At 46.9% G+C, this 14668-nt stretch carries 15 protein-coding genes; all 15 read right to left on the bottom strand.

Annotated features, from left to right (window positions below):
* Positions 1-18 precede the first annotated feature (18 nt).
* The 15 genes from leuB to QM657_RS16810 all read right to left on the bottom strand — a co-directional run bounded on the left by leuB (position 19) and on the right by QM657_RS16810 (position 14603).
* Positions 19-1104: a 3-isopropylmalate dehydrogenase gene (gene leuB / locus QM657_RS16880; RefSeq protein WP_415067863.1), complete on the bottom strand. Its 1086-nt coding sequence runs from the start codon at positions 1102-1104 to the stop codon at positions 19-21.
* A 414-nt stretch (positions 1105-1518) separates the two neighbouring features.
* The gene (locus tag QM657_RS16875; protein ID WP_415067862.1) at positions 1519-2385 is read right to left on the bottom strand and encodes a DNA glycosylase; all 867 of its coding nucleotides are present in this window, start codon (positions 2383-2385) and stop codon (positions 1519-1521) included.
* Positions 2386-2413: 28 nt separating this feature from the next.
* Positions 2414-3040, bottom strand: a complete 627-nt coding sequence (locus QM657_RS16870) for an HAD family hydrolase (protein WP_415067861.1) — start codon at positions 3038-3040, stop codon at positions 2414-2416.
* Between the two features lies 1 nt (position 3041).
* On the bottom strand, positions 3042-4379 hold the full coding sequence (locus QM657_RS16865; protein ID WP_415067860.1) for an MATE family efflux transporter: 1338 nt from the start codon (positions 4377-4379) through the stop codon (positions 3042-3044).
* A 25-nt stretch (positions 4380-4404) separates the two neighbouring features.
* The gene (locus QM657_RS16860; protein WP_415067859.1) at positions 4405-4908 is read right to left on the bottom strand and encodes a GreA/GreB family elongation factor; all 504 of its coding nucleotides are present in this window, start codon (positions 4906-4908) and stop codon (positions 4405-4407) included.
* A 25-nt stretch (positions 4909-4933) separates the two neighbouring features.
* Positions 4934-6175, bottom strand: coding sequence for a [Fe-Fe] hydrogenase large subunit C-terminal domain-containing protein (locus QM657_RS16855; RefSeq protein WP_415067858.1), 1242 nt, complete (start codon positions 6173-6175; stop codon positions 4934-4936).
* A 354-nt stretch (positions 6176-6529) separates the two neighbouring features.
* Positions 6530-6922 (bottom strand): 30S ribosomal protein S9, encoded by a 393-nt coding sequence (gene rpsI, locus QM657_RS16850; protein ID WP_415067857.1) that lies wholly within the window; start codon positions 6920-6922, stop codon positions 6530-6532.
* Between the two features lie 28 nt (positions 6923-6950).
* On the bottom strand, positions 6951-7385 hold the full coding sequence (gene rplM, locus QM657_RS16845) for a 50S ribosomal protein L13 (RefSeq protein WP_415067856.1): 435 nt from the start codon (positions 7383-7385) through the stop codon (positions 6951-6953).
* Between the two features lie 178 nt (positions 7386-7563).
* Positions 7564-8589 (bottom strand): tRNA pseudouridine(38-40) synthase TruA, encoded by a 1026-nt coding sequence (truA, locus tag QM657_RS16840; RefSeq protein WP_415067855.1) that lies wholly within the window; start codon positions 8587-8589, stop codon positions 7564-7566.
* 23 nt (positions 8590-8612) lie between these two features.
* Positions 8613-9413, bottom strand: coding sequence for an energy-coupling factor transporter transmembrane component T family protein (locus tag QM657_RS16835; RefSeq protein ID WP_415067854.1), 801 nt, complete (start codon positions 9411-9413; stop codon positions 8613-8615).
* A gap of 49 nt (positions 9414-9462) precedes the next feature.
* Positions 9463-10317: an energy-coupling factor transporter ATPase gene (locus tag QM657_RS16830; RefSeq protein ID WP_415067853.1), complete on the bottom strand. Its 855-nt coding sequence runs from the start codon at positions 10315-10317 to the stop codon at positions 9463-9465.
* On the bottom strand, positions 10307-11212 hold the full coding sequence (locus QM657_RS16825) for an energy-coupling factor transporter ATPase (RefSeq protein WP_415067852.1): 906 nt from the start codon (positions 11210-11212) through the stop codon (positions 10307-10309). Before QM657_RS16825 ends, QM657_RS16830 begins: the two co-directional genes overlap by 11 nt.
* 153 nt (positions 11213-11365) lie before the next feature.
* Entirely contained in the window at positions 11366-12379 is a 1014-nt protein-coding gene (locus QM657_RS16820) for an N-acetylmuramoyl-L-alanine amidase family protein (RefSeq protein WP_415067851.1), read from the bottom strand.
* 23 nt (positions 12380-12402) lie between these two features.
* The gene (locus QM657_RS16815; protein ID WP_415067850.1) at positions 12403-13629 is read right to left on the bottom strand and encodes an N-acetylmuramoyl-L-alanine amidase family protein; all 1227 of its coding nucleotides are present in this window, start codon (positions 13627-13629) and stop codon (positions 12403-12405) included.
* Between the two features lie 437 nt (positions 13630-14066).
* Positions 14067-14603: a bL17 family ribosomal protein gene (locus tag QM657_RS16810; RefSeq protein WP_415067849.1), complete on the bottom strand. Its 537-nt coding sequence runs from the start codon at positions 14601-14603 to the stop codon at positions 14067-14069.
* Positions 14604-14668: the final 65 nt, after the last annotated feature.

The following is a 14668-nucleotide window of genomic DNA, read 5'->3' as shown; positions in this document are numbered from 1 at the left end:
TGTACTCTCCTTTTCTTTTTATGAAATTTTCCCTGCAATCAAATCTCCCATCTCAGTGGTGGAGACCTGTTTGCAGCCGGAAGACATGATGTCTCCGGTCCGGTAGCCTTCTGACAACACCTTTTCCACTGCAGCTTCCACTGCATCTGCTTCTTTATCCAAATCAAAGGAGTAGCGCAGCATCATAGCTGCGGAAAGGATGGTGGCTATGGGGTTTGCAATGTTCTTTCCTGCAATGTCAGGTGCAGAGCCGTGGCTCGGCTCATACATTCCGAATTTGCTTTCATTCATGCTGGCCGAAGACAGCATTCCGATGGAACCTGTGATCATGCTGGCCTCGTCGGATAAGATATCTCCGAACATGTTTTCCGTCAGGATCACATCAAACTGGCCCGGATTCATGACAAGCTGCATGGCGCAGTTGTCAACCAGCATGTGAGTTAAAGTAACTTCAGGATAATCCTTTGCCACTTCTTCCACTACATTTCTCCAGAGTCTGGAGGAATCCAGCACATTTGCCTTATCCACGCTGATCACCTGTTTCCTGCGCTTCATGGCAATATCGAAAGCCTTAATGGCGATTCTTCTGATTTCATTTTCATTATAAGTGAGGGTGTCAACGGCAGTTCTGACGCCGTCTATTTCCCTGGTATAACGGTCTCCGAAGTAAAGGCCGCCTGTCAGCTCCCTCATAATGACCATGTCAAAGCCATCTCCGATGATCTCTTTCTTTAAGGGGCAGGCTTCAGACAATTCTTTATATAAATAGGCCGGGCGGATATTCGCAAATAAATTAAGGCCCTTGCGGATTGCCAAAAGCCCTGCTTCAGGTCTTAAATGAGGGGCCACATCGTACCATCTGGAATTTCCCACATCTCCGCCCACTGCTCCAAGGAGAACAGAATCACTGTTTTTTGCGGTTTCCAGGGCTTCCTCTGTTAAGGGAACGCCATGGGCATCAATGGAAACACCGCCCATTAAAACCTCTGTATATAAAAACTCATGACCGAATACATTTCCCACTTGATCAAGGATCTTTCTCGCCTCTCCAATGATTTCAGGTCCGATCCCATCACCGGGGATAACTGCAATGCTGTAATTCATCTTTCATTCTCCCTCTATATGAGTTACAGCCCAGTTATGCAAAAGCTTTGGAGGCATAACCTGACTGTAGCCTATGATATGTTACTGTGTTAAAGTATTTGCTCTCATAATATAACTTATGAGAAGCTTTTTTTAGCTTCTCATAAAAGGCGCTGTTCTTTGCGCCGTCCATCCGATTACATCGTGCCCTCTGGGTATGAAAACTTGTTTTCATAATATACTTATGAGAAGCTGGTTTTCAGCTTCTCATAAAAGACACTTCCTTTAGCGCCAACTCTCCGATTATGAAAACTTGTTTTCATAATAGAACATTTATCGGGATTTTTCAACTAAAATCATATAAATTTGATGGAAAACAGTATATAAGATTGGAATCGAAACTATAAGCTCCGGTTATGAAAGAACTTTCGGTGATCACTTTAATGCCAGTTTATTTACTTTATAATAGAACATATACTGCTGGAGAATCCCTGCATACCCCTGGTATTTCTTAAGGGGAAAGCCCTGAGGATAATGCTGTTCCAATATCTGTTTTACGTGGGTATCCACCGGAAAAGCCCCGATGTGATGAAGTCCGAACAGGCAGATGCAGTCTGCCACCTTCTTTCCTATTCCATATTGTTCCGTCAGCATGGAATGGGCCTTTTCATAGCCCTGCCTCTTTAAATCGCAAAGCCACACGTTTCCAGGCTCCCCGCTGCATTTTTCAGCCATGGACCATATGTATTTATCACGGTATCCTAGACCCAGGCCCGAAAGTCCCAAAGGCCCTGCTTCTTTAATGGCTTCAGGCTCAGGAAAGGTATAATAGCTTCTTTCCTCCTCTTTCCAGGTCCCATCTCCGGAAACCGTCAGCCCGGTTCCCGTTTTCTTGACTCCGAACCGGCTGCACAAGGCCTCAACACTCCCTGTAATCCGGGTAATGTTGTTGTTTTGTGAAATCAGAAAGGTCACGATCATTTCCCAAAGGTCCTGATTCAAAATCCGCACACCCCAGCCCAGCTTCACAGCCTCCCTAAGGTAAGCGTCCTCCGGCTCCACATTCTTTTTATACCCGCTGTAATCCGTCTGCAAGTCAAAGTAACCGGACCATATTTCCAGAAACTCCTCTTCCCCGCAGGAAAAGAGAAAACAGTCCTCTTCCATCACCGCCTCCACATAATTCCCGGCTGCGGCAATGGACCAGACTCCATTATTTTCCTCTCTCTTTCTGATTCGGAAGCATTGGCCTGATCTGGCAATCTGCTCTAAATCCATATCCTCTATTGAAATCCGGTACATGACAACCATCTCTCCATTCTATCAACCATTACAAAGCCGGCTGGCTTTCATTTAAACGTAATAATACTTCCCTAAGCTTCGTTACATCTCCGTCTGCAAAACAGTATCCGTCCATTCCGCAGTCTCTGGCTCCCTCAATATTCATGAGAACGTCATCGATAAAAAAGCATTCTTCCGGATTTAAACCGAACCGGCCAAACAGATGGCCGTACATTTCCTTCTGAGGTTTTATATACTTCACTTCCGCGGAAAATAGAGTTCCGTCAAAATATTCGATACCGGGAATCATATGGCTGCATTCCAAAAGGCGCAGGGAGGCATTGGAGCACAAATAAATTCCATAGCCCTTTTCCTTAAGCTCTGCCACCAGCTCCTTCATTCCTTCGATGGGCCATAAGTTGTACTCATGCCAGTGCTTCATGCACAGGGCAGCCATTTCCTTTGCGTGGTCTGTTTCCAGGCGGGCCTGCATTTTCTTAAGGGCAGTCTCTTCCGGAATCAGCCCCATATCCAGGAAAATCCACTCCGGAGAATCAAACACCGCGGCAGACACTGCCTTTCTCTCCGCCTCATCCTCGATAAAATGGTGGCACACCTTATTTCCTTCGTAATTTACCAATACTTTTCCCATATCAAATACAATGTTTTTAATCATTTCATTTCTCCTGTAATAGTTGATGTTTTTTCTTAAACCAAAAATAATAAGGAACTTCTGCAAGCAGCATACAGGCCCAGCCGATCAAACTGGCAAAGGCCACTCCCTTCATTCCCATAACCGGAACCAGAAGGTAAACAAAGACCACACGGACCGATATTTGAATCAATGTGGAGATCAGAGTAATGGACATGTTCCCCATTCCTCTGAAAAAGCCCTGTATTCCATTGGTAAATCCAGGCATCACATAGAAAAATGCCATAAGGCTTAAATACTCCACCCCCACTGCCACCATGCCTTTATCTCCCTCTGAGACAAACAGCTTCATGGCAGGCTCTTTTATAAGCAGAATCAGCCCGCAGATCAAAACCCAGTAACAGGTTTCCAGAATAAGCCCTGTCCGAAAGCCCTTCTTCACCCTCTTCCCGTCTCCTGCTCCCCGGTTCTGAGCCACAAAGGTCATCATTCCGGCTGCAATGCTCTGTTCCGGGATAAATGCGAAGTCATCCACCCGGTTTACCGCATGAAAGGCCGCAATGGTGCTGACTCCCAGAGGATTGATAAAGCCCTGGATCAAAAGCTTCCCGATTGGCTGGCAGGACTGCTGCAATGCCGTAATGGAGCCATGGCGTAAGGTCAGGCCTAACAGGTTCCGGTCCATGCGAAATTCTTCTCTGGTGAGCTGGAGAAAGGGAACCTTCCTATATATGTATCCCACACACAGGATTACAGAAACAGCCGCCGCAATATTGGTGGAGAGAGCCGCTCCAAAGACTCCCATATGAAACTGGGATACGAAGATCACATCCAAAATCCCGTTGAGCACGGAAGCTGCCGCCAGAAAACGGACCGGAGTTTTGGAATCTCCAACGCTCCTTAACGCCGAGGCCACTGCATTGTAAAAAAAGGTAAAGGGCATTCCTAAAAATATGACCCGCAGATACAGAGTCCCGTCTTCTATAATCTCCTCCGGAACCCGCAGAAGCCGCAGGATATTGGGAGAAAAAACTGCCCCTAAAACTGCAATAGCGAGGGAGAAATAGATTCCGAATATCAGAACCGTGGCTGCTTCCCGTTTTACCCTCTCATAATCCCCTGCCCCAAAGAATTCGCTCATCAGCACCGATGCTCCGATACAGATTCCGGAAATCCCCAGAATCACAATGGTCATGACCGGACCGGCCGTTCCCACTGCCGCCAGGGCCTGTTCCCCGGCAAAACGTCCTACCACAATGGAATCCACCGCGTTATAGGTAAGCTGAAATAAATTTCCCAAAATCAGCGGAATGGAAAATCCGATCAGATGGGAGGGAATGTTTCCCTTTGTCATATCCTTCATCGTTTAAACCAACCCTTCCGAAAGATCAGTAGCTTCTCAGCCTGTCGCTTCCGTCATCCTTTGTATTTTCCAGCCGTTTTACCACCACATAGTAACCGGCTTTGTCGCTGATTTTTACATAAATTCTGTCTCCTGTTTTGCGGCCCATGATGGCCCTTCCAAGAGGAGACTCCGGGGTGATTAAACCCTTCATGGAATTTCCCCGGACTGTGGTGACCAGTTTATAGGTTTCTGTTTCATCATCCTCTTCAAAGTATAAATCAACCGTATTGTAAAGGCCGATTTCATCTTCTTTGGAATCATCGGATACGATCTGGGCTGTCCGGATCATCTTCTCCAAATACCGGATTCTGCTTTCATTCTGGTTCTTGTCCTTTTTAGCAGCATGGTATTCAAAGTTTTCGCTTAGGTCCCCGTGGGCCCTGGCCTCCTTGACGGCTTCCAGAGCCTCTTTGCGGACCACCAGCTTTCTGTGGTCGATTTCTTCCTGCATTTTCTTAATATCATTTTCTGTCAATTTGTCAAACACGATTTGAGCCAGCCTTTCCTTTTTCTTATATTGTTCTGCTGAAAAAGTCTGCTTCCTCTAACAGGCTTTCAATGGTGTCCATTCCCAGGCGGTGCAGCAGCTCAATGACATATGGATTTTCAGCCGGGTGCTGATACGTTGCCTTCTCTCCGTATTCATTGACCAGCTCAGTTCCCTGCTCCGTTCCTAAAATGGACCTGGGGCCTCCTACACAGCCGCCTACGCAGCCCATCCCTTCATAAAAATTGGCTTCAATTTTTCCATTTGTGATATCCTGGATCATCTTTCTGCATGCGGGGACTCCGTCGGCATGTTTGGTGCGGATTTTTGTTTTTTTGTTGGGGTTGATGGCCATTACGGTGTTTTCTACCGCTTCGCTGACTCCGCCTTTTCTGGCGTAAATTCTGCCGGCTTTGGAGGAATGGTCTTTTTCGCTCTCTTCCATTGTAGCGGGGTCGATTCCCAAGGCGTCGAAGATGTTTTTTGTTTCCTGGAAGGTGAGTACAAAGTTGACGTCTCCTGCTAAGTCTTTTTCTCTGGCTTCTGCTTTTTTTGCAAGGCATGGGCCGATGAAGACGGTCATGGCGTCGGGATGGAGCGCTTTTACCACTCTTGCGCAGGCGACCATGGGGGAAACAGAACCGGGGACGTGGGGGAGGAGCTGGTTGTAAACCTTGCGGATCATGCCGATCCACATGGGGCAGCAGCAGCTTGTTAACTGGAAGTCGTTGATGCCGTTGATGTTTTTGTCAAATTCCAGGGCTTCTTTTAGGGTGAGGATGTCTGCGAATAAGGCGACTTCCAGCATTCCGTCGAATCCGACTTTTTTTAGTGCGTTTCTCAGCTTGCCCGGTGTGACTTCGCTGGAGAACTGGCCTAGAAATGCGGGGGCGATCATGGCGTAAACCAGGCTTTTGGAGCTTTTGATGGCTTTTAGGGCTGGGATGATGTCTGTGGTGGCGGTTAGTTTTTCGCTGGCGCAGCCTTTGATGCAGTTTTCGCAGCCCAGGCAGAGTTCAGGGTCTATCTCTACGCCATCGGGGCCCATGGTTAAGGCATCGAAGGGGCAGCGGTTTAGGCATTCTTCGCTTTCTTCCTTGGAACAGTTGCAGGTTCCGGTGCGAAATACGATGGGGTGCTTCTTGGGGTTTAAGAGGCAGTCTAGGTGGGTGGGGTCGTAGGAGAGCTCATCTTGCGGCACCAAATTTTCTTTGTTGTCCAGAGCTGCTTTGACTGTGCTTTCGTATAGTTCTTTAAAGGTTTGCATAAAACACCTCCGAATATGGGCTTTGGTTTTGGTGGGGTTATTAAGATAGGTGTTTATCGGATTGTGTTGTAACTACCATTATAATACCTTTTCTTCATCCTTGCTATACCGAAAAATGGAATTTAATCTTACGGTTTGTTTTAATGTTATGGGGATGGGTTTGGGGCTGGTTGGCGGTGTTCTGGTTCTTGGCGGTTTCCGTTATCTGCGAATGCAAGAAATAACCTCGATTCCGCTTCGCTCCATCTCGGTCATTTCTTGCATTCCAATGAACAAAAACGCATATAAAAAAGTCCCTTTGAATGCAAGCATTCAGGGACTTTTTTATATGCGTTTTTGTTCGCAGATAACTGCTTATCGTTTTGAAAACTGTGGAGCCCGACGGGCTGATTTTAAGCCGTATTTCTTTCTTTCTTTTGCTCTTGGGTCTCTTGTTAAATAGCCGGCTTTCTTGAGAACTGGACGATAGTCCAGATCTGCCTGAAGCAGAGCTCTTGAGATACCGTGTCTGATTGCACCGGCCTGTCCGGTGAATCCGCCGCCGTGAACGTTTACTAAAACGTCAAACTTATCAGCAGTTTCTGTAGCAACCAGCGGCTGACGAACTACAACCTTTAATGTTTCAAGACCTAAATACTGGTCGATGTCTCTCTTATTGATGGTGATTTTACCTGTACCCGGTACTAAATATACTCTGGCGATAGATTTTTTTCTTCTGCCTGTTCCGTAAAATTTTGCATTAGCCATGATAACTTCCTCCTTTCAGCACCTCTGATTAAAATTTGATTTCTAAAACTTCTGGCTTCTGAGCTGCATTGTTATGCTCTGGGCCTGCGTATACGTGAAGTTTTGTAATCATGCTTCTTCCTAAAGGTCCCTTTGGAAGCATACCCTTAACTGCCAGTTCCATTACTCTTTCGGGCTTTTTAGCCATCATTTCTCTTAATGTAGTTTCTTTCATACCGCCCACATAATCAGAGTGATGATAGTAAATCTTCTGGTCCAGCTTCTTGCCGGTTACAGAAATCTTGTCTGCGTTAACAACGATCACATAATCGCCGCAATCCATATGCGGGGTGTAGATCGGTTTATTTTTTCCTCTTAATACTTTAGCTACTTCTGAAGCCAAACGTCCTAATGTAAGTCCTGCAGCATCAACTACATACCATTTTCTATCAATCGTTGTTGGACTAGCCATAAAAGTCTTCATGGGATAACCTCCTGTAAATTCTGGTTTTATTCATCATAACTCAATTTAAGTTATATTCAAAACGTTCACTCCGGGGCATTGGCTTGAACATTTTTGCCTAACGTCACAGTTATACATTATATTACACTCGCCCGGCTGTGTCAACCTCTTTTCCTTTAAAAAATAAAGGTTTTCAAGCCTATTTCTGCGTCACATGCCAGCCCTGTTCCTCCTCAGAGGGAGAAAAGACATAAAACCCATAAGATTTTCCGGAAATGATTCTTCCCGCCTTCTCCTCGTCCTTTACGTAAACGGTCTGGGCTCCGTTTCGCACCGCCTGATGGACTACCCGGACCAGAAGCCGTTCAAAATCCTCTTCCCTGCACCGGTGAATGGTAAGGCGGGCTTTTCCCTTGGAAACAACTTCCTCCTGGGAGAGAGTATAGCTCCATTCCTTGTTTTCTCCCCTGATTTCCTGTTCCAGTTCTTTTTCGTATTCCAGGCTCACCAGAGTGAGACCTTTAGCCGCTGCCTTGGGGCCAGCTTCATTCCGGTCCCTGGCATCGAGGATTTTTTCCACATGCTCAGGAGGATAAACGCCCATTCCCACCTTCATCAAGGTTCCTGCAATGATTCTCACCATGTTATATAAAAATCCGCTTCCCTTGATTCGAAGGGTGATTAAATCCCCTGACTTTTCCACGTCCAGGCTGTAAATGGTTCTCACCGTTTCCTCTGCCTGTCCCTTGGCGGTGCAGAAGCTTTTAAAGTCATGCTCTCCCACCAGATAAGCAGCTCCCTTTTTCATCAATTCCATGTCTAGGGGGAAATAACAAAAGTAGCTGTACAGTCTCATGGTGGGAACTTCGATCTTACGGTTCATGATCTTATATTCATACGTTTTTACACAATTTTGTTTTCTGGGATGGTAGTCAGGGCTCACCTCTTCCGATTGCAGGACCCTGATATCGTCCGGCAGCCTCTGGTTTAAGGCAAAACAGATTTTATCTGCCGGCATCCGGTTTTCCGTATCAAAGACGGCCACATTTCCCTCGGAGTGAACTCCTGAATCCGTTCTGCTGGCTCCGGTGACCGCCACCGGCTCTTTCAGTAAATCCGTCAGGGCCTTATTTAAAACTTCTTCAATGGTGACTCCGTTATTTTGAAGCTGCCATCCGCAGTAATTGGTGCCGTCATAGGCCACAATCATTTTAACCCGTTTCATATACTCTCCTTTTTACGGCTTTCCTATGCCTTTATCCGAAGTACCGCAATGACAACCAGATAGATCAGACAGAGCGCGTAAGCCGCCCCGTCACGCCGTCCGTACCGGAGAGGCTTCATCTTGGTCCTGCCTTCTCCGCCCCGGTAGCATCTGGCTTCCATAGCCATCGCTAAATCCGTGGCGCGGCGGAATGCGGAAATGAATAAAGGAACCAAAAGGGGAATCATGTTCTTTGCCTTCTGAATTAAATTTCCTGTTTCAAAATCAGCTCCCCTGGCCATCTGAGCCTTCATGATCTTGTCCGTTTCCTCCACCAGAATGGGGATAAAACGAAGGGCAATGGACATCATCATGGACAGCTCATGAACCGGAACCTTGATCTTCTTTAAAAATCCAAGGCTTTTTTCCAGCCCATCCGTCAACTGGTTCGGTGTGGTGGTGAGGGTCATAATAGAAGAGCCTACCACCAGATAGATGAGGCGGATTCCCATAAAGGCCGCAATCCGGATTCCTTCTTTCGTTATTTTTAAAAATCCCAACTGGAATATGGCTTCTCCCGGAGTCAGAAACAGGTTAAAGCTGACGCTGATTAAAAGCAGGAACACAATGGCTTTTAATCCCTGCACCATAAACCGGAAGGGAACACGGCTCAGCCGGATGGACCCGGCCAGGAAAACGGTTGCAGCCAGATAGGCCCATATGTTATCCGCAATAAAAAGGGATATGATGTAAATCATAGTCCCAAACAGCTTTGTCCGGGGGTCCAGCCTGTGAAGGATGGAATCCACCGGATAATATTGTCCTAAAGTGATATCTTTCAGCATAATATCTCCGATCCTGTTTTTAAGAAGACCCGCCCTGCTCTAAGGCAGGTCATCGGTCATCTCTCAGAAGCCTCAGTATCCCGTCTCTGGCCTCTTCTACAGTAGTAATGTTATCATCAATGGGAACTCCGTGTTCCCGCAGGGTATGGACGATGTAGGTTATCTTTGGCGCGGCCAGGCCCATGGCCTCCAGCTCCTTATAATGCTTGAACACTTCCTTTGGCGCATCGTCAAATACCTTTTCCCCGTGATTCATGACCAGAATCCGGTCCACGTACCTGGCAATGTCCTCCATGCTGTGAGAAACGAGAATAATGGTCATGTTTCTCTCTTTATGAAGCCTCTCAATCTGATCCAGAATCTCATCCCGCCCCTTAGGGTCCAGCCCTGCCGTAGGTTCATCTAAGATCAAAACCTCAGGATTCATGGCAAGTACCCCTGCAATGGCGACACGGCGCTTCTGGCCGCCGGAAAGCTCAAAGGGAGAACGCTTGTAGAAGCTTTCATCAAGCCCTGTCATAAAAAGCGCTTCCCTGGCCCTGGCTTCCACCTCTTCCCTGGAAAGCCCCTGATTTTTCGGGCCAAAACACACGTCGGAAAACACATCAATTTCAAAAAGCTGATGCTCCGGATACTGAAATACAAGTCCTACACGGCTTCTCAAGGCCCGAAGATTATACCCGTCTTCGTAAATGTTCTTTCCATTATAATAGATGGCTCCGCTGGTCGCCTTTAAAAGCCCGTTTAAATGCTGGATCAGGGTAGACTTTCCGGAACCTGTATGGCCGATTAAGCCCACAAATTCCCCGTCTTTGATGTCCAGATTCACATCCTTTAAGGCATGCTGTTCAAAGGCCGTACCCTGGCCGTAAATATAATTTAAATGCTCCGCTTTAATCGCCATTGTCTACTCCATTTCCCAGAGTCACCTTCCCAGGAAAACGCTCTGCAAACATGGGGAGCAGCTTTTCCATCAGTTCCTCTAATGTCAATATGCCGTCAGGCAAATCCACTCCGTTTTTCTGAAGCTCATAAGCCAGCTCCGTCACTTGTGGGACGTCTAAACGGTAGGATTTTAATTCCTCCACTCTGGAGAATATTTCTCTGGGAGTTCCATCCATGACTATTTTTCCTTCATCCATGACAATGACCCGGTCCGCATGGATGACCTCTTCCATATAGTGAGTGATGAGGATTACGGTAATGCCTTCTTTTTTATTCAGCTCCCGGACCGTCCGCACCACCTCTGCCCTTCCGTTAGGGTCCAGCATGGCTGTAGGCTCGTCTAAGACAATGCACTGAGGCCGCATAGCCATGACCCCGGCAATGGCAACTCTCTGCTTCTGGCCTCCGGAAAGCTTGTTAGGGGACTTTAGGCGGTAAGCCGCCATTCCCACTCCTTTTAAGCTCTCTTCCACCCGTTTCCATATCTCTTCCGTTGGAACGCCCAGATTTTCCGGGCCGAATCCCACGTCCTCTTCCACCACATTTCCGATGATCTGGTTGTCCGGATTCTGGAATACCATTCCCGTTCTCTTTCGCACCTCCCATAAATTCTCTTCTTTGGAGGTGTCTAAATCCTGAATCCACACGGTCCCTTCTGTGGGAAGCAGGATGGCATCTAAATGCTTTGCAAAGGTGGACTTGCCGGAACCATTGTGCCCTAAAATGGCCACAAATTTCCCTGCTTCAATATCTACGCTGACTCCGTCAATGGCCCGCTTTATTTCTTCAATATTTTCTTCTTCATCTTTTCTGATGTAATCGAATATCAGCTTAGACGTTTTAATGATTCCCATGGCATGCCTTTCTGTAGTAAACTCAAACGTTTATATGTCACATAATTTTAGATGAATATTCCATAACAGTCAAGCATCGTCACAAATCTTTTATAATTTCCCATAAAAAAATGGCACAGACCGTGTTATCTGTGCCATTCTGCTTTCATTATTTTATTGTACCCAGAGTCCCAGGCTGTTAATCCGGTAGGTTCCTTCCACCTTGGTGTCGGAAGCCATGCTTCCGTCCTCGTAGAAATAGTACCATTCTCCCGGCTGCATCTGCCTCCAGCCAATGGCCATGGCGCCGTCAGGCTTCAGATAATACCACTTTCCGTTTATCTGCTGCCATCCGGTCATCATACGGCCGTCTTCTCCCATGTAATACCACTTACCGTCGGAATACTGCCAGCCAACCGATGCGTAGCCTTCTTCGTTAAAGCAGTACCACTCTCCGCGGATCATCTGCCATCTGCCGGTCACCCAGCTTCCGTCAGACATGCGGTATTTTTTTCCCTTCTCCAGTTCTTCCCAGGCTCCGAATCTGTCGTCCTGGTCATGAAGGATGGAGCTGCCGGAGGTGACGGGATCGCCTTCCACTAAATAGTCTTCCTCGGAAGAATCCATTAAAATGGCCTTCACTGTATAATAATGCCGGTCATTTCCTTCCATGTGAGGCAGAAGGTCTATGGAAACGGAGGAGGTGGTCAGGCTCTTGACCCAGGTTCCGTCCAGCTTATACAGCATCACCTGATATCTGGAAGCATAGGGGACTTTTCTCCATACGGCTTTTGTCCTGGAAGAATCGCTCCAGCCTGCTTCCGCTGTTTTGCCCAGCTTCGCGACGGGGGTGTAGGAAACCTTGATGACGGTCTCGCCGGACTCCGCTTTTACAGAGACGAGGCGGCCGCCGTATACGGTACAGTCTGTTTCGGAATAGGCGCCCGGAAGGCGGAGGGTTCCTGTTACCTTTTTCCCCGGCTCCCATTCTTCGATGGGTTTGCTCCATTTGGGGATTTCCTCTGAGTAATTAACGGTGACGGCAGGAATCTGAATTTCTTCTGCCCAACTGCTTTTGCCGCCTTGATCCAGACGGATCTTTACGCTTCCCAAAGCAGAAGCTGTCATCCCTGTTCCAAGAGTCATGACTGCACAAAATAGAATCAGCCATTTTCCTTTTCCCTTCATCCTGCCTTCTCCTTTCAGTCTGATTACTTACGCCATATTCCGTTGCCGTCTACCTGGAATCCGCTGATGGTGGTATTCACCGCCTTAGAGCCTTCACCCGGATAGAAGTAAAACCAGTTTCCGTCTACCTGCTTCCAGCCTTCCTGCATAACGCCGTTGGCATCGGTATAGTACTGTTTATTGTTATAATTGATCCAGCCTGTTATCATAGAGCCTTCCACTCCGACTGTGGTGGATTGGTTTAAATAATACCATTTGTTATTGGAAAGGACCCATCCGGTTACCATGGTTCCGTCGTTATTTAAATAGTACCACAAGCTGCCTCTCTGGTTCCAGCCGGTCATCATGGCACCGTTGTTGTCGAATAAATACCACTTGTTGTTGATCTTTGCCCAGTTATTTTTATGGTAGCTTCCGTCTGGATAACGGTAATACCAGGTGCTTCCGTTTTTAATCCAGCCAACTTCTCCGCTGGCGGGTACTCCGTCGTCCTGGCCTCTTCCGTCTGATACTTTTTCTTCTGGAAGGTATGTTTCTTCAGATTCGGTCCAGTCGCTTCTCTTGGCGTATTTCTGCTCGGTTTCTGTATAGGGTACGGTGCGTACTCTGAAACTGTAAGTGCCTGCTTTTGTCATGTAGGGGTAGAAGTTGTAGCTGGTTGCTTTTAAGCCTTCTACTTTCTTCACAACGGTGCTGCCGCGGTATAAATAGATATCATAGGCATCGGAGCTGTTGTCTACAGAGCTCCATCTTGCATTGCCGAAACCGGAATCTCTCCAGTAGGCCTCTTCCGGGGCCTCGTATGTGCCTTTTATGGGTTTGAATGTGAATGTGACGTACAGGGTTTCTGATCCTGAACGGCTGGCGGAAACGTAGCTTCCACCTTTGACGGTGATGTTGCTGGACTGGTAGCCGCCTTTGAATGCGTATTCTTCTGAGTCAACAGCTTTTAAGGTGGCTTTCATCTTGGGTTCAGAACCGATCTTCATCTCTTTACTGTCTGATGTGATCCATTCCAAGTCGTCTACCACGTATCTGTCTGTGTTGGAAGTGTAAACGTAGTTGCCGCTGGTTTCTCCTATGAGTGATGTTGCATCGGGAAGTGTGTCCCCGGTGTTGAGGTTATCCAGTCCCACGTTAATGGTCACTGATGATATGGTCTTTGTGGCTGCCAAAGCCTCCAGGGAAAAACTCATTCCTAACATGGTTACCATGGATGATAAGGCTGCCAATCGTTTTAATAGCTTCATAGTATCCCTCCGTTCTCCTTTTATAAATCCAATTTTTTTGCAAAGCAACAGTGCAGGTTTGGGCATCTGCTGGGCAGATGTGAAAATCTTTGGTGTAAGCTTGGGGGCTCCCTGTGTAAATTTAAGAAAAGATTGTTTGTGCGGGAGTCTGGGCCGCTGTGCGAGCCTGGAAACCCGGAGGGTTTCCAGGCTCACGGGCTTCGCCCTATGAAACAGGTCGTAAATAAATTTTCTTATGTGCAAGCACAACGAAAATTTATTTAAGCCCCGTTTCGCACTGCTCATTGCTTATATGGATATTATATCCTCTCCCCCAACCGCCAGTCAACTTACGATATTCTTTCTTTATTCTTGCTTTTCCCATCCAGTAATAGGGAAAAGCAAAAAAAAATCCCAGTAGGGAAACATTTTTCCATACTGGGAATTTCAAATTCAGTTTATACTAATTCAAGTAAAACAGCCATAGCGCCGTCACCCTTACGCTGGCCGATCTTTACGATACGTGTGTAACCACCGTTGCGGGATACGTACTTTGGTGCTACGTCTTCGAACAGCTTCTTAGGAAGATCAACAGACTTTGTGTTTTTCTTTCTTCCGGCTGCCTCTGCAGGAACCTCTGTTACATCGTAAAGAACCTTTAACATCTGTCTTCTGGCGTGAAGTCTGGAAGGAAGATCTTTCTTGATCTCTTTCTCCACTTCGTCATAAACGGTAACTTTCTTGCCATTTACAACTTCTTTCACTCTCTTGCCGTCTTTGTCCTTGCGGGCAACCTTAGCAGTTACCTTAACAGTCTCAAAGTTGTCTTTTTCTTTTACTGCCAGAGCGATCAGGCCTTCAGCTACTTTGCGGATTTCCTTTGCTCTTGCTTCTGTTGTAACGATCTTTCCATTGTGTAACAGTGCTGTTACCTGGCTTCTGATTAATGCTTTTCTCTGACTGGAAGTTTTTCCCAGTTTTCTATATCCTGCCATTTCAATATTCCTCCATCTGTGGAACACGGATACACGCTTCTTCGGTCTTACTGTACCAGTGCTTT

Source organism: Lacrimispora sp., from assembly GCF_047605665.1.
Taxonomy (GTDB): Bacteria; Bacillota; Clostridia; order Lachnospirales; family Lachnospiraceae; genus Lacrimispora.
The sequence above is the reverse complement of the archived record's forward strand: the minus strand, read 5'-3'. Positions and strand labels throughout refer to the sequence as shown.